We start from the raw sequence: 25,803 nt of genomic DNA, 5'->3' as shown, positions 1-25,803 counted from the left end.
GGGACCCACGCGTACAGGGAGAACCTATGAACATGTGGCGCACCCGCAGCGGCTACACGCCTTACGTCACGTGGGCGATCATGCTCATCTGCCTTCTCGTCCCCACGCTCACGCTGGTGCGGTGGATTCCGGCCACGGGAGCACTCACGTGGCAGCTCGTGTACGCGCCCCTCGAGGCGCTCATCCAGCCGTGGCGCCTGGTCACGGCGGGGTTCGTGCACGGCGGATACCTGCATCTGCTGTTCAATATGGTGGCCTTTTGGGTTGCCGCGAAACAGCTGGAAGAGCTGTTTGGGCACGCCCGCTTCGCGTGCGTGTGGCTCGTGTCGACGGCCGGCGGCTATGTGTTCGCCCTGGCGCTGAGCGTGTTTATACCGGCGCTGGGCGGCGCCGGGGTGACAATCGGCGCCTCGGGTGGGATTCTTGCCCTCTTCGCCATCTTCCTCATGCTTCAGCGGGGGGCCGGCGGCGACATTAGCGCCCTCGCCGTGATGCTCGGCCTCACGCTGGCCTACGGCATTTTCGTCTCGGGAATTTCCTGGCAGGTGCACCTGGGCGGGATCATCGTCGGGCTGATCCTCGGCGGCGGCTTCGTCATGATCGGCAAGCGGGTCTATCCCGAGGTGACCAACGCCTACGACGCTGTCGAGATCCGCCGAACCCGTGAGGCGGCGACACGCAAACGCCACCGCCTCCAGGCGCTCCTCATCGGAGGGGTCGCACTGGCGGAGGTGGCGATCTGGGGAATGTGCTACGCGAGCACGCTCGCGTAGGCGATTACTTCCAGCGCATCGTCATGATGAAGCCGACGAGCGCGATGCCGAGTCCGACGGCGAGGTTCCAGTTACCGATCCCGGGGATCGGGTACTGGGCGCCGGCGATGTAGGTGACGACGATGTAGATGAGGCCGATAACCATGAGGGTCACCATGACGGGAGCCCACCAGGACGGCGACAGCTTCATGCCCGCGCTCCATCCGGGTTCAGCGGCGCGTCCTCGGCCTCGGGGCGGTGGTCCTTCGCGGTCTTCCGCTTGCGGGATTCAGGCACGGTTGCCTCCCTCGTGAAGTGAAGAAGTAGATCGGTCTAACGTCGCTGTCATTGTATAGCCGAAACTCGCGCCCTCTCGCGCCACCTCCGCGGCGACAGGCACGGGCCTCCGCTAGGCTGAGACGCGGATGAGAGAAAGGCGGAACATGGTCGAGGAGCACCCGGGGTACCGACCCCGTCGCGAGCGACGCACCGGCCGCGCCCACAGGGACGAGGCGGAGCAGCCCGCTCGCCGCGATTCTGCTCGCGCGAGTGCGCCGGCGAAGCCGCGCTTCGACGTCATCTCGGCGTTCGGGGAACTCCTCATCAGCGCCGGCCTGGTCGTCGCCCTGTTCGCCTTCTGGCAGGTCTAACGTCCACCGACGGCAGGTCGCCAACGCTGCCGACAAGCAGGTCGCGCAGGTCGAGGACCTGTTCGGCGCCGTGCCCAATCGGATTTCAACCGACGAGCGCACGAGCCCGCCCCCCGCGGTGAGCCCTGTCAGCTACGGGCAGCTCATGGGGGCGCTCCACGTGCCCAGGTGGAACCAGATGGTCATTCCCGTGCGCGAGGGGACCGGTCACGATGTCCTCGACACCGGCGCCGCCGGCCACTACCCGACGACGGCGCTGCCCGGCGAGATCGGCAATTTCTCGGTAGCCGCGCACCGGCGCTCCTACGGGTCGAACTTCCGCCGCATCGACGTGTTGCGCGAGGGCGACCCGGTCGTGATGGAGACGAAAGACGCCTGGCTCGTCTACCACGTCACGAGATATCGGATCGTCGCCCCCACGGACGGGCAGGTTGTGCTGCCGGTCCCCGATCAGCCCGGCGTTGCGCCCACGCAACGGCTCATGACGATGACGACGTGTCACCCCGAATACGGCAACTGGCAGCGCTACATCGTCCACCTGGAGCTGCATCACTGGGTCCCGCGCAACACGGGCATTCCGAAGGAACTGGCGGAGGGGTAGGCCATGATTCGCTGGCTGCTGAGTCGCATTCCCGCACCGACGTGGATCAAGGTCCTGCTGTGCCTCGTCGTCATTGCCGCGGTCGTTCTCGTGTGCTTCCAGTGGGTCTTTCCCTGGGCCCAAGACGAGTTCCATCTCATCGACACCACAGTGGGGGAGTGACATGACGATCTCGATGCCCCGGGCGCGCGTGCTGTGCGTCGACAACTACGATTCGTTCGTCTACACCATCGTCGGTTACCTGCGCCGTTTGGGTGCCGACGTCGAGGTGCGCCGCAACGACGACGTGCCCCTTGCCAAGATCACCTCGTGCGAGGTCGATGGCGTCCTCATCAGTCCCGGCCCCTCGGCGCCCGCCCAGGCCGGCGACTCGCTGCGAGCGATCGAGGCATGCGCGAGCGCGGGCGTGCCGATGCTCGGGGTGTGCCTGGGCCATCAGGCGCTCGGTGAATGGGCGGGGGCGAGCGTCGTGCGCGCGCCCGAACTCATGCACGGCAAGACCTCGATGATTACCCATACGGGCACCGGGGTGTTCACGGACCTGCCGAGCCCGCTGCGGGTGACGCGCTATCACTCGCTCGCCCTGGATCCCGACACGATTCCCGACACCCTCGAGGTCACGGCGACGACCGAGAGCGGGATCATCATGGGCGTGCGCCACCGCGAGGTCTCGGCCGAGGGCGTCCAGTTCCATCCTGAGGCCCTGCTGACCGAGCACGGCTATCCCATGTTTGCCCGCTGGCTGGACCGGCTGGGGATGACCGGCGTGTGCGAGCGGGCACGCGACTTCAGCCCGGGCGGCGTGCCCGCTGCGACGCGATAGATGCGCGAGAGGCCGGGCTTTCGCCCGGCCTCATCCCCACCACACCAGGTGGGATTAGCGGTTAGCTCCGCGGTTGCGCACGGCAACGAACACCGCGATGAGAACCATCGCGACGATGACGCCGACGATCCACTGGATGACGGTCGAGCCCGAGTTGAGGACGTTGCCGGTAACCCAGCCGCCGATGCCCCAGCCGAGCGCGCCGAGGATGATGGTCCAAATCATGCCGATGTTCTGCTCTCCGCGCAGGAACAGACGAGCGAGGGCGCCGAGGATGGCACCCGCAATAATCATGCCGATGATGTGCATCTGGCTTCTCCTTCTTGTCGTGTCAGCGCCGCGTGTGCGGCGCGGTCTTGCTTCTATCGTGCCAGCGTCCGCGTGGGCTTTCCAGCAGGGCCGGCGGGGGAAAAATCACCCGTGAGGAAACTGAACGTGGACTCGTCACAGGCCCAGGACGTGTGATGGAGTCAGCGCCCGCGCCCGCGTGCGAGGCCCGAACGCCACTGCGCGAGCGCGATGCCGCAGCTGATGAGTACGATCCCGCACGCCTCGCCGAGTGAGGGCACCTGACGCAGGGTGAGGGCACCTACGATAACCGATGTCGCCGGCAACACCGCCGACATGAGAGAAATCGTCTCGGCCCCCAGGCGCCGCATGGCCAGCTGCTCGAGCGGGAACGGCAACGCGCTCGCCAGCACGCCGACGGCGAGTGCCGCCACCGCCAGCTCCGGCGTGTTGACGTCGCCGATGTGGCGACCGACGAACGGCGCGGTCACGAGGGCACCCGCGGCTAAGCCGACGGCTAACGCGTCGACGCCCGAGCGCCGGTGGGCAATCGCCGTTCCGCCGACGATGTAGGCACCCCACGCGATGCCCGCGGCCACCGCCCACGCCATGCCCGCGGCCTGCGTGGGATCACCCAGGTCGAGGCCGAAGCCGCCGATCGAGACGACCCCGGCCGCCACCGCGACGACGCCGGCGCGCGCACGCCACCCGCCGCCGAAGATGAGCGCGGTCGCGACCGGGCCGACGAATTCGATCGACACGGCCGTTCCCATCGGGATACGCGCGATCGCCTCGTAAAACGTCATGTTCATCAACGTGATTGACAGCCCGAACAGCGCCGACGTGACGACCTGCGAGCGCGTGAAGCCCCGCCGCCACGGCCGCCGCCACGCGCAGATGACGGCGGCGCCGATGGCCACTCGCCACCATGCCGCCGCATAGCCCGGCATCGCCGCGAGCAACACGGCGACACCGATCGCCGACCCCGTGTATTGGCTGATGCCCGACGCGACGTAGACGCCCGGCGCCGGGACCGCATCGGCCAGGCGGGACAGTCGCGTCATGACCCGATCGTGAAATCGGCAATGAGCCCCAGGTGGTCGCCGACACTGAAGCGATGCGTCGCCACGGCATCGCACGCGACGGGACCGGCACCCAGGACGTGATCGATCTGGGCCCTCGGCGTCGTCGCCGGGAACGTCGGCGCCGACGCGTCCAGCTCCTCGGGCACGCCCGTCACCTGGCGCACCGTCTGCGCGGGAAGATTCATGTCGCCGGCCAAGAACGCCGGGTGTGGCCAGTCGGTGTTGAGGAGACGCCACGCGCCAAACAGCTGGGCGCTCGCGGTGGCCTGACCGAGTTCGAGGTGGGCGACACCGACGCGGCACGGGCGGGAGTCGACGTCGATCTCGGCGGCGAGGAACGTGCGGTTCTGCCCAACCGCGACCGTCCAGCCGGTCCCGAGTACACCGCCGCTGGCCGAGCGCTTGAGCCGGGCCGGGGCGGCACCCAGGCGACGCCTTATCACGCGGCGAACGCGATGGGGAGTGAGCAGCGCCAACCCGTAGCCCCCGATCGCCGGCCCCGCCGCATCCAGCAGCCGGCCCAGTGCGGGAACGCCGGTGGCACGCGTGCCGGTCAGGGCGGGCAGCCGCAGCCCGCGTGCAGAACCGGAGAAAAACGCGCAGTAGTGCCCGCCCTCGCGCGGCCACGCCAGCCCCTCAAGCAGCTGCTCGACCTGGCTCGCCCGCCCCGAGCGGCGCTGGCGATGGTCGACCTCTTGGACGGCGACGACGTCGGGGTTAAGAGCAGCGACCTCGCGGCCCACGGCGACGAGATCGCCGATCGAGGCGTCCTCGCGCAGGCCGTGCTGGATATTCATCGTGACGATTCGCATCTCAGGCATCCTTCGGCTCGAACGTCAGGGCAACGGAATTCATGCAGTAGCGTTGCCCCGTCGGCGTGGAGGGGGCATCGTCGAAGACGTGACCGAGGTGGGAGTCGCAGCCGGCGCAGCGAACCTCGACGCGCACCATTCCGTGCGAATAATCGGGGCGCGTCGCCACCGCGGCATCGGCGGGATCGTAGAAACTCGGCCACCCGCATCCCGACTCGAACTTCGTCTCGGAGCGGAACAGCTCGGCTCCACACGCCCGGCATCGATAGATGCCGACGCGGCCCTCGCCCAGCAGCTCCCCGCTCCACGGGCGTTCCGTTCCCGCCTCGCGCAACACCCGATACTCCTCGGGGCTCAAGATGGCGCGCCAGTCGGCATCGCTACGAGTGCTCATGCGGGGTCTCCTTCGGGCTAGGGGTGGCCTCGCCCGAGAATATCCGCCCCCGCTCGTCGGCGCGCGGCGATCCCGAATACAGGCGATCCCCGGTCGTGTGCGTCGTCGGGGCCTGCGGATGTGGCAGCTCCGAGGCCGGCAACACCGCCGTCTCGTCCGCGCTTACCTCGTCACGGGTGGTCGGCGGAGTGAGGATCGAGCGGCGCCGAATGGCCCGACGTGCCCGCGACTTCGCCGCGCGCAACCGCGCCCGGTGCTCGCGCTGATCGCTCGTCCTCTCGTCCTCGCCGCGTTCCTCAGTCCCGGCTGGCAGCACCGAGGTCGGCAGCGCCGCCGCCTCCTCGCTTGGGGCTGAGTCGATCCGGGAATGGCCGTGCCCCAGCCCCGGACCCGTGATGTTCGCCAGCTCCTCGGCCAAATCCGCAACCTTCTCCTCGGACAGGTCCCGCTCAATGTGCTCGACGTCGAGGTGCTGATAGCGCGACCGCGGCAGCGCATAGGGTGCCTCGCGGGCGATCCACGTCAGCAGGCCCTCGCGTAGCCAGCACCCGAGATCCCAGGCGTTGCCCGAATTCGACGCGGAGACGACGATGCGCACGGTGATCGTCTCCGCGCTCGCCCCTGTGACCTGCACGTTTGCGTCGTTGCCGTCCCACAGATCCGTCTCGGCCAGCAGCTTGTCGACGTGGGCACGAATCTGCGTCAGCGGGGCACGGAAATCGAGGAGCAGCTCGACGCTGGCCATCATTTCGGTCTGGCGGCGCGTGAGGTTCTCGAACTCGTTCGTCGTGAACTTCGAGGACGGAATGACGATGCGCCGCCCATCCCACACGTGAACGACGACGTAGGTCAGGGTGATCTCCTCGACCGTGCCCTGCACCTTCGGGCCGTCCAACCCGGACACGACGATGATGTCGCCGACGCGCAGGGCATCGGTCATCGCGATCTGGAAGCCGGCAAAGATATTCGCCAGCATCGACTGGGCCGCCAACGTCGCGACAATCGAGGCGACACCCGCCGAGGCCATAACCGAGGCAATCGCCGTGCGCGCGGCCGGGAACGTCATGGCGATTGCCGCTGCCCCCAGGATGAGGACCGCCCCCTGGACGATGCGGCGAATCATCTGCGCCTGCGTCGTCATCCGCGAGGCGCGCTGATGGTCGCGCTCGCGGGCGCTGCGGCGAGCCACGTCCTCGATGGTCTGTGCCCCGGCGATGAGCATCCACGTCGTCGCGATGATGGTCGCGATGACGAGGACATGATCGATTGTGCCCAACCGTGCCGCATCGGAGAGGCGGCCCTCGGCCTGCATCGTCGTCAGCCCCAGGTGCCCAAACCACAGGGCCATGGCAACGAACAGGGGGGTGCGCGCGTGGCGCAGGAAGCGCCGGGTCACGTGATGGCCGCGGGAAAAGACGCCGGCCAGGTAGATGAGCAGCGCGGCGACGACAATACCGATCACCATGCCGACGCCGATCGAGGCGGCCGTGATCGCGTAGTTAATCGTGTCGGTGACGACCTCCTTGACGGTGTCGTCACCGGGGGTGTCTGTCCCACTCAGGTGCGCGATGAAGTCCAAGCCCATGGCGTCCACCCTATGTGGCGAGTCTGGGCGCGCCCTGATGACCCCGGTGGGTGCGCTCTACTTGCCGGCGGCCGCGCGCAGCGCCTCGGCGCGCGAGGTGTCCTCCCACGGAAAATCGGGGCGGCCGAAGTGGCCGTACGAGGACGTTGCCGTGTAGATCGGCCGCTTGAGGTCGAGGTGCTCGATGATCGCGGCCGGACGCAGATCGAACGTCGCGGTGACGGCGCGAGCGATGGTCTCGTCGTCAACGATTCCCGTGCCGAACGTCTCGACGAACAGGCCGACCGGGTGGGAGGCGCCGATCGCGTAGGCGACCTGAACCTCGCACCGCCGGGCCAGCCCAGCCGCGACGATGGTTTTGGCGACCCAGCGCATCGCGTAGGTCGCCGAGCGGTCGACCTTCGAGGGATCCTTACCCGAGAACGCGCCGCCGCCGTGGCGCGCCATGCCGCCGTAGGTGTCGACGATGATCTTGCGCCCGGTCAGCCCGGCGTCGCCCATCGGGCCGCCCGTCTCGAAGGGGCCGGCGGGATTGACGAGGATGCGTGGGGAGGCGCAGTCGATGTCGATAGCCGCGTCGGCGAGGACGGGGTCGAGCACGTGGGTGCGCAGGTCGCGCGCCAGTTGACTCTGGTCGAGGCCGCGCACGTGGTGCGACGACATGACGACGGTGTCGAGCGCGACCGGCCGGTCGCCCTCGTAGGCGATGGTCACCTGCGTCTTGCCGTCGGGGTAGAGGCCGGGCAGCGCGTCGGTGCGGCGAACGTCCTCGAGGCGGCGCGCCAGGCGGTGGGCCAGCCAGATCGGCAGCGGCATGAGGTCGGGCGTGTCCGTGCACGCGTAGCCGAACATGAGTCCCTGGTCGCCGGCGCCCTGCATCTCGAAGGCGTCGCAGTCGCCCGAGCCGCTGCGGTTGCGCGCCTCCCACGACGTGTCCACACCCGCGGCGATATCGGCCGACTGCCCATTGATCGACAGGGTGATTCCGCACGACGTCCCGTCGAAGCCCATGTCCGAGGACGTGTAGCCGATCGAGCGAACGGTGTCGCGAATGATGTCGGCCATGTCGACGTACGTCGACGTCGTCACCTCACCCGCGACGTGAACCAGCCCCGTCGTCACCATCGTCTCGAGGGCAACGTGCGCGTCGGGATCATCCGTGAGGATCGCATCCAAGAGCGAATCCGAGATGCGGTCGCACACCTTGTCGGGATGGCCCGAGGTGACCGATTCGGAAGTGAACAGGCGCTGCGCGTGAGTACTCATCGCCGCTCAGTCTACTGCCCGCGACGCCGCCTAGCGGTCGCCGAAACGGGTGTGGACACCGTTGGTGTGGGCGACGCCACGGAGAACGCGATTTGCCCGCGCGTGCGTGGGTGCGCTACCGTTTAGGAGTTCGCACGACAGGTCGTCCTGTCAGCGCTTGCGCGAGTGGCGGAATTGGTAGACGCGCACGGTTCAGGTCCGTGTGCCCTTTACCGGGCGTGGGGGTTCAAGTCCCCCCTCGCGCACCAGCTCACCGGCCCCGGTCATCGACCGGGGCCGACGTGTATCCACCGCCGCGACGATCCGCGCCAGGTCGATACACTGGGCGCCATGACGCCCCCTCCCGACCGCCGCCCCTCGATGACCGACGTGGCGCGCATCGCGGGAGTCTCCGCCCAAACGGTTTCGCGCGTCCTCAACGAACCCGACCGCGTCGCCGATGGCACGCGCGAACGGATTCGGGCGGCCATGCGCGAGCTCGGGTATCGCCGCAACCTGTCAGCCCGCGCCCTCAAACGCGCGCGTTCGGAGACGATCGGACTCGTGCACACCGGAGTCTCGTCGTATGGCCCCCTCTCGATGCTCGACGCCATCGAGCGCGCCGCCCGCGGCGAGGGGCTTGCGACCCAGGTGGCCGTCGCCGGGCTGGACCCGGACGAAGCCCGCGCGGCGCTGGGCCACCTGCTCGACTACGGCATCGACGCGATGGTTGTCATCTCGACGCACGAGTGGATGGGTGAGGTCGTGCGCCGCGAGGCCCTGCCTATCCCCGTCGTTGCCGTCGAGGCAGGAAACACCGGCAGCGGCAGGATCAGCGTCGTCGCCGTCGATCAGTACGGTGGGGCGCGAGACATCCTCGAGCACCTCTATGCGCGCGGCTACCGCCGCATCGACCACATCGCCGGACCCGTCGACTGGTTCGACGGGCGCGAACGCGCCCGGGCCTGGCGGGACTTCCTCGCCGATCACGACGACGTCACCGGCCGCCTCCACCCGGGAACGTGGGCGCCCCCGGCCGGCGCGGACTACGTCGAACGCTACGCCGACGACCTGCCCGATGCCGTCTTCGTGGCGAACGACGCGATGGCGCTCGGCGTGCTGCACGGACTGTGGCGTCGCGGTATCGACGTGCCCGGGCGCGTCGCCGTCGCCGGGGTCGACGACCTGGCCGTCTCGGCCTACGCGTGCCCACCGTTGACGTCGATGCGCCAGCCCTTCGTCGAGGTGGGGACGCGGGTCGTCGACACGCTGACCGACCTCATGGCGGGCGAGCCGGCCTCGACCGTCGTCGTCCCGGCGACGCTGGTGACGCGCGCGTCGACGCTCGGCGAGGACGCGCAGCGCTAGCCGGAGTCGAAGCGGAGGACCAACGGCGCCCGCCGCCTGCGCCGAGGTATGCGACAATGGGCGCGTGGATTCGCCTCAGCAGACCACCGCTCACCCCCGTTCCACTACCCCCGCGCCAACCGGCCGCCAGATCAGCGACGAATGCGGCGTCTTTGGGGTGTGGTCTCCCGGCGAAGACGTCGCTCGCATGACGTACTTCGCCCTCTACGCCCTCCAGCACCGCGGCACCCAGTCCGCCGGGATCGCCGCCGCCGACGGCTCAAAGATCCTCGTGTATAAGGACATGGGCCTCGTCTCGCAGGTGTTTTCCGACCAAAACCTCTCGGCCCTGCGCGGCCACATCGCCCTCGGACACGTCCGGTACGCGACGACGGGGGCCGACACGTGGGAAAACGCCCAGCCCACCCTGGCCCCGACCGCGGACGGGGCCAACCTCGCCCTCGCCCACAACGGCAACATCACCAATCACGCCGAGCTGACCCAGATCGTCGAGGACCACGCGGATGATCGCGCGCGACGCGACGCGACGACCGACACGTCGATCCTCACGGCGCTGCTGGGCGCCGGTCCCGGCGTCGTTAAGGCGCTCGCGGCGTCGGCGTTGGAGCATGACCGCTCGGTTCCGGCTCGTCCCGACAGCGGCGACGAGGCCCCGACGGATCCGCTGCTCGTCCAGTGTCTCGACGTCCTGCCCCACGTCGTCGGGGCGTTTTCCCTCGTGTTCGCCACCGAGGACGCCCTCTACGCCGCGCGTGACCCGCACGGCATTCGCCCGCTCGTCCTCGGCCGCCTGTCTTCGGGATGGTGTGTCGCCTCCGAGACGGCGGCCCTCGACATCGTCGGCGCCAGCATGGTTCGCGAGATCGAGCCGGGCGAGGTCGTCGCTATTTCGGCGCGCGGGGTCGATTCCTACCGCTTCGCCGCCGCCACCCCGCACGGGTGCGCGTTTGAATACGTCTACCTCGCTCGCCCCGACACGAAGATCGCCGGTCGCTCGGTGCTCATGGCGCGCACGGCGATGGGCGCGGCACTGGCCCGGCGCAATCCCGTCGAGGCCGACCTCGTCATCGCCACGCCCGATTCGGGCACGCCCGCCGCGATTGGCTACGCCCAGGAATCGGGAATCCCGTTCGGGCAGGGCCTCATGAAGAACGCCTACGTCGGGCGCACGTTCATCCAGCCCTCGCAGACGCTGCGCAAGCGCGGCATTAGCCTCAAGCTCAACCCCGTGCGCGAGGCCATCGAGGGCAAGCGCCTCGTCGTCGTCGATGACTCGATCGTGCGCGGCAACACCCAGCGCGCCGTCGTCAAGATGCTGCGCGAGGCCGGGGCGAAAGAGGTCCACGTGCGCATCTCGGCGCCCGAGGTCACGTGGCCGTGCTTCTTCGGCATCGATTTCGCCACGCGCGCCGAGTTGGCTTCGGCGACCCTCGACGTCGACGCCCTGTGCGCCCAGATCGGCGCGGATTCGCTGGCGTTCCTCGACGTCGACGACCTCGTCGCCGCGACCGGGCAGGACCCCGATCACCTGTGCACGGCGTGCTTTACGGGCCACTATCCCGTCGCCATTCCCGCCGGCACGCCGATCCCCGGCACCCCCGGCGTCGTCACCCCGTCACCGCGCGACGCCTACCCGTCCGAATAAGGAGTTCCGATGATCCCCACTGGCCGCTTCTCATCCTCTGACCTCGCGGTGGAGGCGGGCCGGTACCGGCTCGTCGTGTCGCCCCTGTGCCCGTGGTGCCGCCGCGTCGTCTTGGCGCGCCGCCTGCTGGGGCTGACCGACGCGATCGCCCTGACCGAGGCGAGCGGGCGTGGCGACGACGGGTTCACGTTCGCCACGGCCGAGGAATCCTTCGATCCCGATATTCGCGCCGCGACTGTTCGCGAGCTGTATCGCCGCGATCCGCGCTGGTCGCCAGGCGAGCCGACGACGCTGCCCGTGCTGCTGGACGAGGCCGAGAAGCCGGGGACGATCGTCGTGCGCGAGTCCGGCGACCTCCTCGTTGACGTCGCCGACGCCTGGCGCGATCACCATGCTCCCGACGCCCCGGACCTGTTGCCGCTGGCCCGGCGCGAGGAGATCCTCGCCCGCCTCGACGAGGTCACCCGCAGGATCGCCGCGCCGGTCGGGGGCATCATCCACGACCGCGACGTCGAGGCCAATGCGGCCACGCTTGCCGAGGGCCTGGCGTGGGCGGCCACGTGGCTGGACGAGCAGCTGACGATCGCCCACCTGGCCGTGTTCACCCCGCTGACGTCGCTCGTGTCCGTCACCGGGTCGCGCTACCTGCCGGAGGGGCCGGCGCACGAGTGGTACAACGCGCGCGCTGGTGACGAGCTGTGGCTGAGCGCGATCGAACGCGAGGCGCTGTTCGGCGAGGGTGAGGCCGTCGTCGGGGGCGGCGGGGTCACGTACGCCCAGGCCGGGGTCGACATCGAGGCCGGGGACCGCGCCGTTGACCTCATGAAGGCCGCCGTCGCGGCGACGTATTCCGATCGTGTCGTGACGGATTCGGGCGCGTTCGCCGGCATGGTTGACGCGTCGGCGCTCGCCGGGATGCGCCGCCCGCTGCTCGCGACGTCCACCGATGGCGTGGGCACGAAGGTCGCCATTGCCCAGGCCCTCGACATCCACGACACGATCGGCCAGGACCTGGTCGGCATGGTCGTCGACGACATCGTCGTCACCGGGGCGCGCCCGCTGCTCATGACCGACTACATCGCGTGCGGTCACGTGGTCCCCGAGCGCATCGCCGACATCGTGCGCGGCGTCGCCGAGGCGTGCGCAGCCATCGACACCCCACTACTGGGCGGGGAAACGGCCGAGCACCCCGGCCTCATGGGGCCGGACGACTACGACATCGCAGGCGCGGCGACGGGTGTCGTCGACGCCGATCGCGTGCTCGGCGCCGATCGGGTGCGCGAGGGCGACGCTGTCGTCGCCATGGCGTCTTCGGGTCTGCACTCCAACGGGTTCTCGCTCGTACGCGCGATCATCGCTGAGGCCGGATGGGACCTCGAGCGCCACGTCGACGAGTTTGCGCGCACTCTCGGCGAGGAGCTGCTGGAACCGACACGGCTGTACACGAAGGTATGCCTGGAGCAGCTGGACGCCGTCGGTCCCGAGGGCCTGCACGCGCTCTCGCACATCACCGGCGGCGGCCTGGGGGCCAACGTCTCGCGCGTCCTGCCGAAGGGGCTCACCGCCCTCATCGACCGTTCGACGTGGCAGGTGCCGCCGGTCTTCGCCCTCATGCAGCGCCTGGGTGACGTGCCCGCGTGGGACCTCGAGCAGACCCTCAACATGGGGGTCGGCATGGTTGCTCTGGTGGCTCCCGACGCCGTCGATCGCGTGTGCATGATCGCCCGCGAGGCGGGAATCGACGCGTGGGAACTGGGCCGCGTCGTCCGCAGCGACGCCGATCCGGCGCTGCCCGAGGCACGCGTCGTCGAGGGGGCGAAGGGCGCCGACGGCGGTCGCGCGCTGCTGCACTCGACCTATCGCTTCGCCGCGTCGTAACCCCGAGAATCAGCGCAACTCTGTCGTCGCGCATCCCGGCGTGTTAACGTTAACACGCCGGGGTGACTCCCGCGCGAGTGTAGGTAACGAGGCCGATAATCACGGGAGGACCGATGGTCCACGACAGTAAGGCGCAGATCATCACCGAGGGCCGGGCAAGCCTGGGGATCGAGCTGGGGTCGACGACGATCAAAGCCTGCCTCATCGGTCCCGGGGGAACCGTGCTGGCCGAGGGCGCGCACGAGTGGGAAAACCAGCTGGTCGACGGGCACTGGTCCTATGCGCTTCCCGACGTGTGGGCGGGGATCGCCGACGCGTATGCCGCGCTTGCCCGCTCCGTCGCCGATAGCTACGCCGTCACCCTCACCCGCCTCGCCCACATCGGCATCTCGGCGATGATGCACGGCTACCTCGCCTTCGACGCCGCCGGGGAGCTGCTCGTTGCTTTCCGGACGTGGCGCGACACGACGACCGCGCGCGCTGCCGACGAGCTCACCGACGCCCTGGGCGTCAACATTCCCCTGCGCTGGTCGGTCGCGCACTACTACCAGGCGCTGCTCGACGGCGAACCCCACGTCGGCCGTGTCGCCTACCTGAACGACGCTGGCCGGCTATGTCCACTGGCGCCTCACCGGGCGCAAAGTACTGGGGATCGGCGACGGACCGTCGGCATGTTCCCCATCGACGTGACCACCCGCGACTACGACGAGGCCGCCTGGCCGCCTTCGACGCTCTGGCGGCGACCCCGGTGCCCGCACGCCGCTGCGGGACCTGCTGCCCGAGGTGCTCGTTGCCGGGACCGACGCCGGCGAGTTGAGCGAGGCCGGCGCCCGCCTCCTCGACCCCACTGGGACGCTCCACCCAGGGGGCGCGGGCGTGCCCTCCCGAGGGCGACGCCGGACGGGAATGGTGGCGACGAACGCCGTGCGCCGCGCACGGGAAACGTCTCCGTGGGAACATCCATCTTCGCGATGATCGTCCTCGAGGGCGACCTCGCCGGCCTGCACCGCGAAATCGACCCGGTGACAACGCCTGCCGGCGACCCGGTGGATGGTCCACTGCAACAACGTGGGCGGCCGAAATCGCGACGTGGATGAACGTGCTGGCCGAGGCCGTCACCGCCAGCCTCGGCTACGACGTCGAGAAGTCGCGCGTCTACGACGCCTGCCTCGGCGCGGCCCTCACCGGACCTGCCGACGCCGGCGGCGTGCTCGCCTATAACTACCTGTCGGGGGAACCGCTGAGCGGCCTCGCCGAGGGGCGCCCGCTCGTCGCCCGCACGCCCGCATCGACCCTGTCGCTGGCGACGTTCATGCGCGCCCAGCTATTCGGTGCCTACGCGACCGTGCGCATGGGCATGGAGATCCTCCACGACGAGGGCGTCGCGGTCGACGTCGTCTACGGACACGGCGGGCTATTCCGCACCCCGGTGGTTGCCCAGCGCCTGCTCGCCGCCGCGCTCGAGGCACCCGTCGGCATCGCGGAATCCGCGTCGACGGGCGGGGCGTGGGGCATCGCGCTGCTGGCCCGCTACCTCGACCACGCCGAGGAGCTCTCGCTGGCCGACTACCTCGACCGCCACGTCTTCGCCGGCGTTACCCCGGACGTCATCGCCCCTGATGCCGACGACGTCGCCGGATTCACCGCGTACCTGGCCGAGTACCGCCGCGGCCTGGCGATCCAGCCGCCGGCCGCGCAGTCGCTGCGCTACGGCCTTGACGACTGACGCCGGGTCGGACGGCTAGGCGAGGTGCCAGGTCGCCCCGTCCTTGCCGTCTTCGACGACGATCCCCGCACCGCTCAACCGGTCGCGGATCGCGTCGGCGCGCGCCCAATCCTTGCTGGTACGCGCCTCGGCCCGCTCCTCCAGCTGCGCCCGCACGAGCGCGTCCAGCGCGGCCTCCATCGCCTCGTCCGCACCCGAACCGGCGACGAACCCGCGCCACTGGTCCGACAGCGGATCCAGCCCCAACACGTCGAGCATCGCGCGCACACTCAACCCCGCGGCGCGCACACCCTCGGCATCGTCGCGACCCAACGCCGCGTGACCGGCCTTGACCGCCTCGTGAATGGCGGCAATCGCCCCGGCGATGTTGAGGTCGTCGTTGAGCGCCGCCGTGAACGCCTCGGGCAGGTCGAGCGTCCCCAGGTCCGTGCCGCCCTCGCGCTCGCGGTCCCCGCCGATGACGGAGTAGGCGGCCTCGACCTCGGGGCACACCCGCGCGGCCCGCGTGACGAAGCTGGACAGCCTCTCCCACGTCGCGTCCGCGAGCTCCAGCGAGTCGGGGGAGTACTCGACGGTCGACCGGTAGTGCGCCGTCCCCAGGGCATAGCGCAGAACCGGCGCGGGCGTCGTGCGCAAGATCTCGGAAACCACGAGGGAGTTGCCGAGCGACTTCGACATCTTTTCGCCCTTGATCGTCACCCACGCGTTGTGCATCCAGTGGGCGGCGAATCCCCACCCGGCGCCGTGCGACTGGGCCTGCTCATTTTCGTGGTGGGGGAAACGCAGGTCGATCCCGCCGCCGTGAATGTCGAAGGAGTCACCCAGGTAGCGCTGCGCCATCGCCGAGCACTCGAGGTGCCAGCCCGGGCGCCCGCGCCCCCACGGCGAATCCCACGCGGCGGTATCGGGTTCGGACGGCTTCGCGGCCTTCCACAGGGCAAAATCGCGCGGGTCGCGCTTGCCCGCCTCGGTCGCGTCGTCGATCTGCGCGGCGTCCTCGGTCGTGCGCATGTCGTCTAGGCGCTGCCGCGTCAGCGACCCGTAATCGGGCAGGGAGCGCACGTCGAAGTAGACGTTTCCCGCGCCGTCGGCGTAGGCGTGGCCGGCCTCGATGAGGCGCTGGGCCAAGGCGATCTGGTCGGGGATGTGCGCGGTCGCGTGCGGCTCGTAGGTGGCCGGCAGCACCCCGAGGGCGCGGTAGGCCTCGGCGAATTCACGCTCGAAACGCTGTGCCCACGCCCACCACGGCCACCCGGCCTCGGCCGACTTCGTCAAAATCTTGTCGTCAATGTCGGTGACGTTGCGAACGTAGGTGACGCGCAGGCCCGCGCGCCGCAGCCACCGAATGAGGACGTCGAAGGCGATCGCCGAACGCACGTGACCGATGTGGGGCGATCCCTGAACGGTGGCGCCACACAGGTAGATCCGTGCCTCGCCGTCATGTTGGGGGACGAAGGGGACGACCGCTTTGCGGGCCGAATCGTAAATGTGGAGCTGCATGGTCTCCATCGTAACGGCCCTGCCCACTCGCGCCCCGCGTCGGCCCGGGGTCTAGGAGCCGTAGAAGCGGCCGAGGGTCTCGGCCTTGTAGTCCTCGTACGTGCCCTCGGTGATGGAGCGGCGGATCCCGTCGACCATGGCGATGATGAAATGCTCGTTGTGAATGGTCGTCAGCGTCGCCGCCAGCATCTCGTGGGCCTTAAACAGGTGATGGACGTAGGCGGCCGTGTAGTGGGTGCACGTGTAGCACGCGCAGCCCTCGACCATCGGCGAGAACTGCCGCTTGAACACGGGCTTGGTGATCCGGTTGCGCCCCGTCGGGGTGTAAAAGGCCCCGTTGCGGGCCACGCGCGAGGGGCTGACACAGTCGAACGTGTCGGCCCCCGCCTCGATCGCGGCAAAGAAGTCGTCGGGCTCCGAGATTCCCAGCAGGTGGCGCGGCGCGTCCTCGGGCAGCTCCTCGCAGCACCACGCCACGATGCGCCCGAGGTTTTCCTTTTCCAGCGCCCCGCCGATGCCGTACCCGTCGAAGCCGCCGGTCCCGCGCGGGTCGGGCGAGTCGACGTGCATGGCGCGCAGGTCGCGGCAGGCCTTGCGGCGCAGGTCCTCGTAGCCGGCCCCCTGGATGACGCCGAAGAGCAGCTGTTCGCTGCGGTGGCGCCGCTCGGCGTTGAGGTGCTTGTGGGCGACGAGGGATCGCCACGCCCACCGCCGCGTCCGTTCTAGCGCCTCCTCCTGGTACTCGCGCGGGTCGAGCAGCGTCGTCAGCTCGTCAAAGGCGAAGATGATGTCGGCACCGATTCCGTGCTGGACCTCCATCGAGACCTCGGGCGTGAAACGGTGGACGTCGCCGGTGATGTGGGAGCGGAAATCGACGCCGTCGTCGTCGACGTTCGCGTGGGCGTCGCTGGGGCGCGAGCGCTGCGCGGCCTCGGCCGGGTCGGGGCGGCCCGTGCCGGCGAACTCCTCGGACAGGACTTTTTTGAATCCCGATCCCAGGCTCATGACCTGGAAACCGCCGGAATCGGTGAAGGTGGGTCCCGGCCAGTTCATGAACGCCCCGAGTCCGCCGGCCTCGTCGACGATGTCGTGGCCGGGTTGCAAGAACAGGTGGTAGGCGTTGGCCAGCACCGCCTGTGCCCCGGCCTGGGCGAGCGATTCGGGCAGCAGCGACTTCAGGGTCGCCTTGGTGCCCACGGGGATGAATGCCGGAGTCGCGATCACCCCGTGGGGCGTCGTGATTTCGCCCGTGCGGCCCAGGCCGAACCCGGCCTTGAGGTGGTGCTGGCGGCGGAAGATGCTCACCGGGCGGCCCTCACGGCTTCGCGCTGCGCCCACGCCTGGGGCGAGTAGGCGGGTTCGGCCCGCTTGATCGCGCCGATGACGGCATAGGTGAGGGGCAACAGGACGACCTCGACGGCGACCTTGTAGGCCCACCCGACGATGAGGTAGTTGAGGAACGTTCCCCCGGTGATGATCCCGTAATAGGCGATCGTGCAGAAGACGAGGGAGTCGGCGCCCTCGCCCACCAGGGTCGACCCGATGAGGCGGGTCCACATGTTCTTTTCTCCCCAGCGCTGCTTCATGCGGGCCAGCACCACCGAGTTGAGCAGCTGCCCGACGACGAAGCCACCTAGCGAGGCGGCGACGATGCGCGGAACGAAGCCGAGGACGGCCTCGAAGGCCTCCTGGTTGTGCCAGTCCGCTGCCGGTGGGGCCAGCTGGACGAGCCAGAACGTCAGCGAGGCGAGGATCGACAGGGCGAAGCCCGTGATGATCGTCTTGCGGGCGCGCGCCAGCCCGTAGACCTCGGTGAGGACGTCGCCGAGGATGTAGGTCAGCGGAAACAGGATCGCGCCGCCGTCAAAGACGAGGTTCGTCCACGGGGTCGGCACCTCGATGAGTTTCGTCGCCGCGATATTCGACAGCAGCAGGAACGCGACGAAGGCGACGTAGCAGTATTCGAAGTACTTCGGGTGAATTCCGGCCTTGTCAGTCACGACGCTCCTTAGCAATATCGGCCCATTCTTCGCAGTGATCCTTGACGGGACGCCAGGCCTCGATGGCGCGTAGCAGCGCCTCGGGGTCGGATTCGACGATGAGCGAATCGATGTCGCGCTGGCGGATGAACCCGGCCGCGGCCATCGAGTGCAGCGCCTCGATGAGCGGATCCCAGTAGCCGTGGGGATTGTAGAAGGCGACGGGGCAGCGGTGGTAGGCCAGTTGCTGCCACGTCCACGCCTCGAAGATCTCGTCGAGCGTTCCCGAGCCGCCGGGCATGGCGATGAACGCGTCGGCCAGGGCGGTCATGGCGGCTTTGCGTTCGTGCATGGTCTCGACGACGTCGAGGCGAGTCAGCCCCGTGTGTCCCATCTCGACGTCAAGGAGGGCGCGCGGGATGACGCCGATGACCTCACCGCCGCGGGCCAGCGCGGCATCGGCCGCCCGCCCCATGAGGCCGGCGTAGCCGCCGCCGTAGACGATCCCGATGTTGCGCGAGGCCAGCTCGCTCGCGAGGGTGTCGACGGCCTCCCCCAGGCGCGGGTCTGCGCCGTCAAGGGCGCCGGTGAAGAGGGCAATACGCATGGGGCCAGTGTAGCGGCGCCGCGCCGGCCCACCGCGTGCGGTCTACGCCGGGTAGATGAGGGCCGACGCGATGGCGGCGACGCCCTCGCCGCGCCCGGTGAATCCCATGTGGTCGGTCGTCGTTGCGCTCACGCTGACGGGCGCGCCGAGGATCCCGGTCAGCTTGGCCTCGGCCTCGCCGAATCGCGCGCCCATGCGCGGGCGGTTGCCGATGACCTGGACGGTCGCGTTCCCGATGGCGAATCCCGCCTCGGTGAGCATGCGGCGCACCTCGGTGAGGAAAGCCTCGCCGCTGGCGCCGGACCACTCGGGCCGGTCGACGCCGAAGTTTGACCCCAGGTCGCCCAGGCCGGCGGCCCCGAGCAGGGCGTCGCACAGGGCGTGGGCGGCGACGTCGCCGTCGGAGTGCCCCTCGAGTCCGCGCTCGCCCGGCCACGTCAGGCAGGCCACCTGGCACGGCGTCGAGGAACCCTCGGGCGCGAACCTATGGGCATCGATGGCGCATCCCGTGCGCGGCCACGCGGTCGCGGGCGTGTGTGGGGTGTTGTGGCGCGGCAGGCTCATGGGTCCCTCCTAGGAAATGTCCATGACGACGTGGCGGTCGCCGCGGCGCCCCACCGACAGGGGCGCGGTCAGGGCGGCGCCGGCCAGAAGGATGATAACGATACCGAGGATGCCGAAGTATTGCGAGGATTCGCCCTTGTTGATGACGAGGCCGCCGAACCACATGGCCGAGGCGAAGAAGGCCGGGGACAGGAACGACACGGCGCGCCCGGTCGTCGCGTACAGGCCGAAGACCTCGCCCTCGTGGCCCTCGGGAACCAGGCGGCCCAGCAGCGAGCGCGAGGCGGCCTGCACGGGGCCGACGAAGGACGACAGCACCAGGCCGAACACCCAGAACACCCACGTGCCGGCGTCGTGGAGGACGAAGATGGCGATGCCGCAGCCCACCATGAGGATGAGCGAGGAGACGATGACGCGCTTGGGGCCGAGCCAGTCGTCCAGCGGCCCGCAACCGATGGTGAACAGCCCGGCGACGACGTTGGCGACGATTCCGAAAATGAGGATGTCGCCCTGGCTCATGTGGAACGTGCCGGCGGCGATGATGGCGCCGTAGGTGAACACGCCGGCCAGGCCGTCGCGGAAGATCGCGGATGCGACCATGAATTTCAGGGTCGGCGGCGAGACGCGGGCGAGCGAGCGCACGGTGCTCCACAGGCGACGATAGGCGGCCGGCAGAGTCTCGCGCGGTGCCGCCAGGGCCGCCGGGTCGGCGGGGCGATGCGGGAAGAAGGCGAGGACGGGGATCGCGAAGACGGCGAACCACACCGCCGAGATCACCATGACGACGCGAATGTTCAGGTAGTCGACGGCGGTGATGCCGAACCAGCCGACTTCGGGGGCGATGAAACCGACGTACATGAGGGCGAGCAGGATGATGCCGCCGATGTAGCCGAGTCCCCAGCCCAGCCCCGACACGCGCCCCATCGTTTGACGCGTCGAGATGCGCGGCAGCATGGCGTTGTAGTTGACCGAGGCGAATTCAAAGAAGATGTTGCCGAATCCCAGCAGTGCGACGCCGAGCCACAGCGCCCCGACCGAGCCGAGCGGCGAGGTGGGGTAGACGAAGAACATCGCGAGCATCGAGATGACGACGAGCGCGGTGAAGAAGGCGAGCAGCAGGTGGGAGCGGCCGCGGCGGTCGCCCTGCTGGCCGGTGATGGGGGCCGCGATGGCGACGACGATGCCGGCGATGAGCAGCCCCATCGACAGGGCACCGGTGCCGCCGTCGCCGTCGGCGAACAGTCCGGGGGTGGTCAGGTACACGCTGAAGACGAACGTCGTCGCGACGGAGTTGAAGGCGGCCGATCCCCAGTCCCACAAGCCCCACGAGAGCACGGGTACGGACAGGATGCGTGGGGTGGGAGGGGTGGGTGTCGCCGGGGAGGGGGCGGTCATAGGGGTTCTCCTCGCAGATGGGGTTACGCGCGGGCGGTGAGGATGGTGTGCGCCCGGTCGAGGTCAAGGGGGACGGTGATTTTGAAGGCGAGCGGGTCGCCGGCGACGAGGGCCGCGGTGCCACCGGCGGCGACGACCATCTGGATGTCGTCGGTGGCGGCGGCGTCGGTCTCCGGTGCCGTGTGGGCGGCCCAGATGAGGTGTCCGGGGAAGCCCTGCGGGGTCTGGACGGCGCGCAGGCGCGAGCGGTCGAGCGTGGCGCCGGCCTCTTCGACCTCGACGGGTCCGCCTTCGCCGTGCAGCGTGCGCGCGGGGCCGGCCTGGGTGATCGTGTCGACGACGGGCAGCGCCGGGGTGACGGCATCGCATCCGGCGGCGACGGCGTCGATGACGCGGAGAGCCTGGTCGATCGGCGTCAGGCAGCGGGCCGCGTCGTGGATGAGGACGATGGCGTCGGCATCGCGCGAGCGCGTGCCCGAGAGATCGGCTAGGGCCTCCAATCCCGCGCGGACGGATTGCTGGCGGGTATCGCCGCCGGGGGTGACACGCGACGGGCACGACAGCTCGGCGGCCTCGACGATGTCGCGGAAACGGTCGAGGTGGTCGGCGGGTGCCGTCACCGCCACGCCCGCCACGTCGGGCAGCCCCGCGACCAGGTCGAGGGAGTGCGCGAGGATGGTCCGTCCAGCGACGGGGACGAGGGCCTTGGGGTCGCGCGATCCCAGCCGTGTCCCCATGCCCGCGGCCGTGAGGACGACGAACACGGGACGAGTCACAGCGGTCTACTCCTGGTCGTCGTCGCCCACCTGGTGGGCTTCGGCGAGGATCGCGTCGAGGCGGTCGGAGGCGGCGTCCTCGTCCTCGTCCTTGGCCAGCGCCAGTTCGGAAACGAGGATCTGGCGGGCCTTCGACAGCATCCGCTTTTCGCCGGCGGACAGGCCGCGATCGGTGTCGCGGTGCGACAGGTCGCGCACGACCTCGGAGACCTTGAGGATGTCGCCGGTGGCGATCTTTTCCTGGTTGGCCTTGTAGCGGCGCGACCAGTTGGTCGGCTCTTCGACGTAGGCGGTTTGCAGGACGTCAAGGACCTTTTGCAGGCCCTCTTCGTCGACGACGTCGCGCACGCCCACCATCTCGACGTTGTCGGCGGGAACCTGGATCGTGAGGTCGCCGTTGGTAATTCGCAGGGTGAGGTATTTCTTTTCTTCGCCCTTGAGCATGCGGGTCGAAATTTTCTCGATCACCGCGGCCCCGTGATGCGGATAAACAACGGTCTGACCCACGTCGAACGTCATGTGAATTGCCCTTCACCTATCTGTCTTTTCGGCCTATTTTAGCCTAAATCTCGGTGTTTTTCCAGTCTGGGTAGACGTCGGCGCGACGCCCGCCGAGCGGTGGGCGTCGCGCCGAATGCTTGGGGTTACTTGCCCTGGTTGGCGACCGCGGCGATCTTGGCCTCGGCGTCGGGGTCCAGGTACGTCCCGCCCTTCTTGATGGGCTTGAGGGTCTCCTCGTCGAGCTCGTAGACCAGCGGCACACCCGTGGGGATGTTGACGCCGGCGATGTCGTCGTCCGAGATCTCGTCGAGGTGCTTGACGAGAGCGCGCAGCGAGTTGCCGTGCGCGGCGATGAGGACCTTCTTGCCCGACTTCAGCTCGGGAACCAGCGTGTCCTCCCAGTAGGGCAGCAGGCGCTCGAGGACGTCCTTCAGGCACTCGGTGGCCGGAATCGGCTCTCCGGCGTAGCGCGGATCGGAGTCCTGGCTGAACTCGCTGCCCGCCTCGATGGCCGGCGGCGGCGTGTCGTAGGAGCGGCGCCACTCCATGAACTGGTCCTCGCCGTACTCGTCGCGGATTTCCTTCTTGTTCTTGCCTTGCAGGGCGCCGTAGTGGCGCTCGTTGAGGCGCCAGTCGCGGTGAACGGGAATCCAGTGCCGTCGGCGGCATCGAGCGCGAGGTTCGCCGTCATGATGGCGCGGCGCAGCATCGACGTGTAGAGGACGTCAGGCAGGATGCCTTCCTTCTTCATCAGCTCGCCACCGTGAACGGCCTCGGCGCGACCCTGTTCGGACAGGGGCACGTCGACCCAACCGGTGAAGAGGTTCTTGGCATTCCATTCGCTTTGCCCGTGACGGAGCAGAATCAGTGTGTATGTCATGGCTCCAGTCTCTCACCTTCGCCGCGGGCGTGGTAGGGCGTTAGCCCCTGGTGTGCGTGGAAGTCGTCACCTGGCGCGTGCGGCGATGCACGGGCGTACCGCGCTAATAGCGAGGGCGTGAGGTGGACGCGAATCGCTAATGCGTAACAGCGGCGCCCCTAAAGCGCGGAGGCCGCCGGACTTCCCTCGCGTATTTCTTTGTCAATTTCCTGGATAGGTGGACGGGTGGCGGTATATGCTCGGCATGTACGCTGTGGCGTAAGCATCCACTTCAATCTTTTGGCAAACATGGGGGTTTCCATGGCGAAGCAGACAACGACAATCTTGATTGACGACATTACCGGCGAGCCGGCCGACACGACCGTCAAGTTCGGACTCGATGGCGTCAGCTACGAAATCGATCTGACCACCAAGAACGCCGAGAAGCTGCGTTCGGAACTGCGCAAGTGGGCCGATGCGGCGACGCGCATCGGTGGCCGTCGCACCATCGGGACGCCGCGCGGAAAGTCCGAGTCGGCGAAGATTCGCGAGTGGGCTCGCGAGCGCAACATTGACGTTCCCGCCCGCGGTCGCATCCCCACCAAGGTTCGCGACGCCTACTACGAGGCCCACGCGTAAACCGCGCAAAAACATCGCGGCGTCGGTGCGGGGTCTTTGCGCACCGACGCCGCGATGTAAGTCACAGGGGCCACGCTTGCCAGTGTTGTGCGGTCTCGGGCATGATGGCAGTCGTGCCTCGGCACGCCGCCTTAGCTCAGTCGGCAGAGCGATTCACTCGTAATGAATAGGTCGTGGGTTCGATTCCCACAGGCGGCTCCACGTGACACCCATTTTGGTGCGACCTCCGGTCAGATCGGACAGCGACCAAAGTGGGTGTTTTTTGTTGGCCAGGGCAGCCGATTAGCGGTGGTGCGAAACCAAGAACGGGTCCGCGGGGCCGATCCGCGGCCGCTTAGACGGTTGAGAAGCTCCTGATACATCGACGTCTCAGGGCGATGGAGGCATGTCATGAAAACGTATGAGTCCTATCCTGGCTGGTTGTGGGCGCTGCGGTATGGTTTCGGGGCGTCGAAGCTGTGGGGGTGCATATCGACGCTGCTCCTGCTCATTGTCGCTTTTGTTCCCGCGGTGAATGTGTTGGTGGTGCGTTTCCTGTCGCGCGCGCTCGTGAGTTCGACGTCTATTCTCTGGCTGCTCATCGTGGCGGGGATCTTGTTTGGGGCTGGCGGCGCACTCCAACAGGTGGCGTATGCTGCGTCCCGAATTCACGCGTTGCGGATCAATACGCACGCGTTAGATCAATTCGACGTCGCGATGACGCGGATCCCGCCGAGTTCGTACGAGTCACAGTCGTGCATGAGCATCGTACGGAAGGCTCGCGAGTGTTTGTCCGAAGGGCACCCGTCGTCCCAGTTTCAGGCGTCGATTAATGTTCTGAGCGCGATTGTGACGGCGACGAGTTTGGGCTTTGCCTTATACGACTTGAGCGCGAAGGCCGCCCTCGTCAGCCTGATTGCTCCGGTGCCCACTGCGTTGGCCTACGCATGGTATGGGCGCCAGGAGGCCAAATACTGGCCCCTGGCGGCCGAGTCGAATCGGCGAGCCATGTACCTTCAAGATCAGTTTTCGTATCGGCAAACGGGTGCCGAGTTGTCGCTCATGAATGCGACGTCGACGCTGGCTAAGGGCGCCATCCGATCGCGGCGGGAGTTCCGCCGGATTCGCGAGAAGCTCGAGGGAAAGTCCGTCATGACCGACTCCGTTGCCGGTGCAGCGACCACGATCCTCTTCATCATTGCCCTGGTATTCCTCTACCGCGAAGCGGAGCACAGCGTCGGTGCGGTGTTTGCCGGAATCGTCGGCCTCATGACAGGGATCTCGGCGATGGCGGGTGTGGGGTACCAGGTCGGCGAGCTGGCGATCTCCATGCCGGCGAATAGCCATTTCCGATCACTGCTGAAACTGCAACAGACCGACGGTAGGCGGTTTCAGCAGGTCGCAATGGAACGGTTGGCGGTGCGCGATGTGGATGTCAGCTACGGTGACGTGAGGGCCGTTAAGGCGGCGTCTTTCGAGGCTCAGCGAGGTTCGCTGTGCGCCGTGGTGGGCGAGAACGGGTCGGGAAAGACCTCCCTTATTCGGGCGCTCGAAGGTGTCCAGCGTGAGGGGTCTGGTGAGGTCTGCGTCGACGGGAGGACTCTCGATATCGCCGAGGCAGGGGACTGGTTCGAGTTCGCTACCGTTCAGCAGGATTACGGCCGCTACGAGCTGACCGTACGCGAGTTCATCTCCCTTGGGGTTCCGGCTGCGCGGGTCACCGACGACGCTATTCGTGCCGCGTTGCGTTTTTCCGAAGCGGAGGAGTTCGTGGACGCGCTGCCGGACGGCGTCGACTCGGCGCTCGGAGGACAGTGGGGCGGCGCGGAACTGTCCGGGGGACAGTGGCAACGCCTCGCCATCGCCCGCGCCGTCCTCACCGACGCGCCCGTGTGGTTCCTGGACGAGCCGACGAGCGCCGTGGACGCTCCGACGGAAGAACGAATCTTCGACCGCCTTGCCGCGGAAGCCGAAAAGCGGGTCATTATTCTGACGTCGCACCGGGTGTCGACGCTTCGGGCCGCCGAGAACATCGTCGTGCTCAAGGACGGTGCGGTGTGCGAAACGGGTTCGTATGCCGAGTTGATGACGGAAGGAACCGAGTTCCACCGCATGTTTAGTAGCCAGCTAGAGAAGGCATAGGACCCTGCGG

General features: G+C 68.4%; 27 protein-coding genes, 2 tRNA genes and 1 pseudogene. 14 read left to right on the top strand and 16 right to left on the bottom strand.

All coding sequences use genetic code 11. The annotated features are described in order from the left end of the window. The first annotated feature begins 26 nt into the window (after window positions 1-26). Window positions 27-773: a rhomboid family intramembrane serine protease gene (locus H8R18_RS08220; RefSeq protein WP_191071545.1), complete on the top strand. Its 747-nt coding sequence runs from the start codon at window positions 27-29 to the stop codon at window positions 771-773. Between the two features lie 4 nt (window positions 774-777). On the opposite strand, the gene H8R18_RS08215 is transcribed toward H8R18_RS08220, so the two are convergent. Next, window positions 778-963, bottom strand: coding sequence for a cell division protein CrgA (locus tag H8R18_RS08215; RefSeq protein ID WP_194189247.1), 186 nt, complete (start codon window positions 961-963; stop codon window positions 778-780). A gap of 232 nt (window positions 964-1,195) precedes the next feature. Here H8R18_RS08215 and H8R18_RS08210 point away from each other — a divergent pair, with 232 nt between their 5' ends. Genes H8R18_RS08210 through H8R18_RS08195 form a run of 4 tightly spaced genes read left to right on the top strand, consistent with a single transcriptional unit; the run spans window position 1,196 to window position 2,826 of the window. Further along, window positions 1,196-1,402 (top strand): hypothetical protein, encoded by a 207-nt coding sequence (locus H8R18_RS08210; protein WP_194189246.1) that lies wholly within the window; start codon window positions 1,196-1,198, stop codon window positions 1,400-1,402. Continuing rightward, window positions 1,302-2,003, top strand: coding sequence for a class E sortase (locus tag H8R18_RS08205; protein ID WP_194189245.1), 702 nt, complete (start codon window positions 1,302-1,304; stop codon window positions 2,001-2,003). Before H8R18_RS08210 ends, H8R18_RS08205 begins: the two co-directional genes overlap by 101 nt. Before the next feature lie 3 nt (window positions 2,004-2,006). Further along, a complete protein-coding gene (locus tag H8R18_RS08200) occupies window positions 2,007-2,165 on the top strand; it encodes a hypothetical protein (protein ID WP_191071542.1) in 159 nt (52 codons plus the stop codon). 1 nt (window position 2,166) lies between these two features. Continuing rightward, window positions 2,167-2,826, top strand: coding sequence for an anthranilate synthase component II (locus H8R18_RS08195; RefSeq protein WP_223875117.1), 660 nt, complete (start codon window positions 2,167-2,169; stop codon window positions 2,824-2,826). 54 nt (window positions 2,827-2,880) lie between these two features. Here H8R18_RS08195 and H8R18_RS08190 read toward each other — a convergent pair whose 3' ends face one another. The 6 genes from H8R18_RS08190 to metK all read right to left on the bottom strand — a co-directional run bounded on the left by H8R18_RS08190 (window position 2,881) and on the right by metK (window position 8,256). Next, the gene (locus H8R18_RS08190) at window positions 2,881-3,135 is read right to left on the bottom strand and encodes a GlsB/YeaQ/YmgE family stress response membrane protein (RefSeq protein ID WP_191071541.1); all 255 of its coding nucleotides are present in this window, start codon (window positions 3,133-3,135) and stop codon (window positions 2,881-2,883) included. Window positions 3,136-3,296: 161 nt separating this feature from the next. After that, window positions 3,297-4,178 (bottom strand): EamA family transporter, encoded by an 882-nt coding sequence (locus tag H8R18_RS08185; protein ID WP_191071540.1) that lies wholly within the window; start codon window positions 4,176-4,178, stop codon window positions 3,297-3,299. Then, window positions 4,175-5,011 carry an endonuclease/exonuclease/phosphatase family protein gene (locus tag H8R18_RS08180; protein WP_191071539.1) on the bottom strand — a complete coding sequence of 279 codons (837 nt, stop codon included), beginning with the start codon at window positions 5,009-5,011 and terminating at the stop codon, window positions 4,175-4,177. The genes H8R18_RS08185 and H8R18_RS08180 overlap by 4 nt, the downstream gene beginning before the upstream one ends. A 1-nt stretch (window position 5,012) precedes the next feature. Beyond that, window positions 5,013-5,405: a peptide-methionine (R)-S-oxide reductase MsrB gene (gene msrB, locus H8R18_RS08175; protein ID WP_191071538.1), complete on the bottom strand. Its 393-nt coding sequence runs from the start codon at window positions 5,403-5,405 to the stop codon at window positions 5,013-5,015. Continuing rightward, window positions 5,392-6,990, bottom strand: a complete 1,599-nt coding sequence (locus H8R18_RS08170) for a mechanosensitive ion channel family protein (protein WP_191071537.1) — start codon at window positions 6,988-6,990, stop codon at window positions 5,392-5,394. Before H8R18_RS08170 ends, msrB begins: the two co-directional genes overlap by 14 nt. 57 nt (window positions 6,991-7,047) lie before the next feature. Then, on the bottom strand, window positions 7,048-8,256 hold the full coding sequence (gene metK / locus H8R18_RS08165) for a methionine adenosyltransferase (RefSeq protein ID WP_191071536.1): 1,209 nt from the start codon (window positions 8,254-8,256) through the stop codon (window positions 7,048-7,050). Window positions 8,257-8,415: 159 nt separating this feature from the next. On the opposite strand from metK, the gene H8R18_RS08160 reads away from it, so the two are divergent. From H8R18_RS08160 to H8R18_RS09365, 6 genes are all read left to right on the top strand, one after another. After that, window positions 8,416-8,504, top strand: a tRNA-Leu gene (locus tag H8R18_RS08160). Between the two features lie 82 nt (window positions 8,505-8,586). Beyond that, a complete protein-coding gene (locus tag H8R18_RS08155) occupies window positions 8,587-9,603 on the top strand; it encodes a LacI family DNA-binding transcriptional regulator (protein ID WP_191071535.1) in 1,017 nt (338 codons plus the stop codon). Window positions 9,604-9,733: 130 nt separating this feature from the next. After that, window positions 9,734-11,248 carry an amidophosphoribosyltransferase gene (gene purF / locus H8R18_RS08150; protein WP_227712912.1) on the top strand — a complete coding sequence of 505 codons (1,515 nt, stop codon included), beginning with the start codon at window positions 9,734-9,736 and terminating at the stop codon, window positions 11,246-11,248. 726 nt (window positions 11,249-11,974) lie between these two features. Beyond that, on the top strand, window positions 11,975-13,126 hold the full coding sequence (gene purM / locus H8R18_RS09375; protein WP_223875282.1) for a phosphoribosylformylglycinamidine cyclo-ligase: 1,152 nt from the start codon (window positions 11,975-11,977) through the stop codon (window positions 13,124-13,126). A 113-nt stretch (window positions 13,127-13,239) separates the two neighbouring features. Continuing rightward, window positions 13,240-14,223 carry an FGGY family carbohydrate kinase gene (locus tag H8R18_RS09370; protein ID WP_227712802.1) on the top strand — a complete coding sequence of 328 codons (984 nt, stop codon included), beginning with the start codon at window positions 13,240-13,242 and terminating at the stop codon, window positions 14,221-14,223. Next, window positions 14,220-14,852: an FGGY-family carbohydrate kinase gene (locus tag H8R18_RS09365; protein WP_227712801.1), complete on the top strand. Its 633-nt coding sequence runs from the start codon at window positions 14,220-14,222 to the stop codon at window positions 14,850-14,852. Before H8R18_RS09370 ends, H8R18_RS09365 begins: the two co-directional genes overlap by 4 nt. 15 nt (window positions 14,853-14,867) lie before the next feature. Here H8R18_RS09365 and cysS read toward each other — a convergent pair whose 3' ends face one another. The 9 genes and pseudogenes from cysS to H8R18_RS08095 form a co-directional block, all read right to left on the bottom strand. Next, window positions 14,868-16,352 (bottom strand): cysteine--tRNA ligase, encoded by a 1,485-nt coding sequence (gene cysS / locus H8R18_RS08135; protein WP_191071532.1) that lies wholly within the window; start codon window positions 16,350-16,352, stop codon window positions 14,868-14,870. Between the two features lie 51 nt (window positions 16,353-16,403). After that, window positions 16,404-17,657 (bottom strand): tRNA guanosine(34) transglycosylase Tgt, encoded by a 1,254-nt coding sequence (tgt, locus tag H8R18_RS08130; protein WP_227712800.1) that lies wholly within the window; start codon window positions 17,655-17,657, stop codon window positions 16,404-16,406. Then, window positions 17,654-18,352, bottom strand: a complete 699-nt coding sequence (locus H8R18_RS08125; RefSeq protein WP_191071530.1) for a queuosine precursor transporter — start codon at window positions 18,350-18,352, stop codon at window positions 17,654-17,656. The genes tgt and H8R18_RS08125 overlap by 4 nt, the downstream gene beginning before the upstream one ends. Beyond that, window positions 18,345-18,938 (bottom strand): LOG family protein, encoded by a 594-nt coding sequence (locus tag H8R18_RS08120; protein WP_191071529.1) that lies wholly within the window; start codon window positions 18,936-18,938, stop codon window positions 18,345-18,347. The genes H8R18_RS08125 and H8R18_RS08120 overlap by 8 nt, the downstream gene beginning before the upstream one ends. A 42-nt stretch (window positions 18,939-18,980) precedes the next feature. Further along, on the bottom strand, window positions 18,981-19,502 hold the full coding sequence (gene ispF, locus H8R18_RS08115) for a 2-C-methyl-D-erythritol 2,4-cyclodiphosphate synthase (protein ID WP_191071528.1): 522 nt from the start codon (window positions 19,500-19,502) through the stop codon (window positions 18,981-18,983). Window positions 19,503-19,511: 9 nt separating this feature from the next. Next, complete coding sequence (locus tag H8R18_RS08110) at window positions 19,512-20,897, bottom strand: MFS transporter (RefSeq protein ID WP_191071527.1); 1,386 nt, start codon at window positions 20,895-20,897, stop codon at window positions 19,512-19,514. 23 nt (window positions 20,898-20,920) lie between these two features. Next, window positions 20,921-21,673 (bottom strand): 2-C-methyl-D-erythritol 4-phosphate cytidylyltransferase, encoded by a 753-nt coding sequence (gene ispD, locus H8R18_RS08105; RefSeq protein ID WP_227712799.1) that lies wholly within the window; start codon window positions 21,671-21,673, stop codon window positions 20,921-20,923. A gap of 6 nt (window positions 21,674-21,679) precedes the next feature. Then, on the bottom strand, window positions 21,680-22,192 hold the full coding sequence (locus tag H8R18_RS08100; RefSeq protein ID WP_191071526.1) for a CarD family transcriptional regulator: 513 nt from the start codon (window positions 22,190-22,192) through the stop codon (window positions 21,680-21,682). A gap of 125 nt (window positions 22,193-22,317) precedes the next feature. Beyond that, window positions 22,318-23,054 (bottom strand): annotated as a pseudogene (locus tag H8R18_RS08095) (phosphoglyceromutase). Window positions 23,055-23,354: 300 nt separating this feature from the next. Here H8R18_RS08095 and H8R18_RS08090 point away from each other — a divergent pair. From H8R18_RS08090 to H8R18_RS08080, 3 genes are all read left to right on the top strand, one after another. Beyond that, window positions 23,355-23,672: a histone-like nucleoid-structuring protein Lsr2 gene (locus tag H8R18_RS08090; protein WP_191071524.1), complete on the top strand. Its 318-nt coding sequence runs from the start codon at window positions 23,355-23,357 to the stop codon at window positions 23,670-23,672. A 125-nt stretch (window positions 23,673-23,797) separates the two neighbouring features. Continuing rightward, a tRNA-Thr gene (locus H8R18_RS08085) sits at window positions 23,798-23,873 on the top strand. 537 nt (window positions 23,874-24,410) lie between these two features. After that, window positions 24,411-25,793, top strand: coding sequence for an ATP-binding cassette domain-containing protein (locus H8R18_RS08080; protein WP_194189244.1), 1,383 nt, complete (start codon window positions 24,411-24,413; stop codon window positions 25,791-25,793). Window positions 25,794-25,803 lie beyond the last annotated feature (10 nt).

The sequence above is a fragment of the Nanchangia anserum genome (genome assembly GCF_015240065.1).
Lineage (GTDB): Bacteria > Actinomycetota > Actinomycetes > Actinomycetales > Actinomycetaceae > Nanchangia > Nanchangia anserum.
The sequence above is the reverse complement of the archived record's forward strand: the minus strand, read 5'-3'. Positions and strand labels throughout refer to the sequence as shown.

What these genes read in the sequence shown, in the direction of transcription:
- H8R18_RS08220 (WP_191071545.1), top strand. Translation starts at nt 27, where the DNA reads ATGAACATGTGGCGCACCCGCAGCGGCTACACGCCTTACGTCACGTGG.
- H8R18_RS08215 (WP_194189247.1), bottom strand. Translation starts at nt 963, where the DNA reads ATGAAGCTGTCGCCGTCCTGGTGGGCTCCCGTCATGGTGACCCTCATG.
- H8R18_RS08210 (WP_194189246.1), top strand. Translation starts at nt 1,196, where the DNA reads ATGGTCGAGGAGCACCCGGGGTACCGACCCCGTCGCGAGCGACGCACC.
- H8R18_RS08200 (WP_191071542.1), top strand. Translation starts at nt 2,007, where the DNA reads ATGATTCGCTGGCTGCTGAGTCGCATTCCCGCACCGACGTGGATCAAG.
- H8R18_RS08195 (WP_223875117.1), top strand. Translation starts at nt 2,167, where the DNA reads ATGACGATCTCGATGCCCCGGGCGCGCGTGCTGTGCGTCGACAACTAC.
- H8R18_RS08190 (WP_191071541.1), bottom strand. Translation starts at nt 3,135, where the DNA reads ATGCACATCATCGGCATGATTATTGCGGGTGCCATCCTCGGCGCCCTC.
- H8R18_RS08185 (WP_191071540.1), bottom strand. Translation starts at nt 4,178, where the DNA reads ATGACGCGACTGTCCCGCCTGGCCGATGCGGTCCCGGCGCCGGGCGTC.
- H8R18_RS08180 (WP_191071539.1), bottom strand. Translation starts at nt 5,011, where the DNA reads ATGCGAATCGTCACGATGAATATCCAGCACGGCCTGCGCGAGGACGCC.
- msrB (WP_191071538.1), bottom strand. Translation starts at nt 5,405, where the DNA reads ATGAGCACTCGTAGCGATGCCGACTGGCGCGCCATCTTGAGCCCCGAG.
- H8R18_RS08170 (WP_191071537.1), bottom strand. Translation starts at nt 6,990, where the DNA reads ATGGGCTTGGACTTCATCGCGCACCTGAGTGGGACAGACACCCCCGGT.
- metK (WP_191071536.1), bottom strand. Translation starts at nt 8,256, where the DNA reads ATGAGTACTCACGCGCAGCGCCTGTTCACTTCCGAATCGGTCACCTCG.
- H8R18_RS08155 (WP_191071535.1), top strand. Translation starts at nt 8,587, where the DNA reads ATGACGCCCCCTCCCGACCGCCGCCCCTCGATGACCGACGTGGCGCGC.
- H8R18_RS09370 (WP_227712802.1), top strand. Translation starts at nt 13,240, where the DNA reads ATGGTCCACGACAGTAAGGCGCAGATCATCACCGAGGGCCGGGCAAGC.
- H8R18_RS09365 (WP_227712801.1), top strand. Translation starts at nt 14,220, where the DNA reads ATGAACGTGCTGGCCGAGGCCGTCACCGCCAGCCTCGGCTACGACGTC.
- cysS (WP_191071532.1), bottom strand. Translation starts at nt 16,352, where the DNA reads ATGCAGCTCCACATTTACGATTCGGCCCGCAAAGCGGTCGTCCCCTTC.
- H8R18_RS08120 (WP_191071529.1), bottom strand. Translation starts at nt 18,938, where the DNA reads ATGCGTATTGCCCTCTTCACCGGCGCCCTTGACGGCGCAGACCCGCGC.
- ispF (WP_191071528.1), bottom strand. Translation starts at nt 19,502, where the DNA reads ATGAGCCTGCCGCGCCACAACACCCCACACACGCCCGCGACCGCGTGG.
- H8R18_RS08110 (WP_191071527.1), bottom strand. Translation starts at nt 20,897, where the DNA reads ATGACCGCCCCCTCCCCGGCGACACCCACCCCTCCCACCCCACGCATC.
- H8R18_RS08100 (WP_191071526.1), bottom strand. Translation starts at nt 22,192, where the DNA reads ATGACGTTCGACGTGGGTCAGACCGTTGTTTATCCGCATCACGGGGCC.
- H8R18_RS08090 (WP_191071524.1), top strand. Translation starts at nt 23,355, where the DNA reads ATGGCGAAGCAGACAACGACAATCTTGATTGACGACATTACCGGCGAG.
- H8R18_RS08080 (WP_194189244.1), top strand. Translation starts at nt 24,411, where the DNA reads ATGAGCATCGTACGGAAGGCTCGCGAGTGTTTGTCCGAAGGGCACCCG.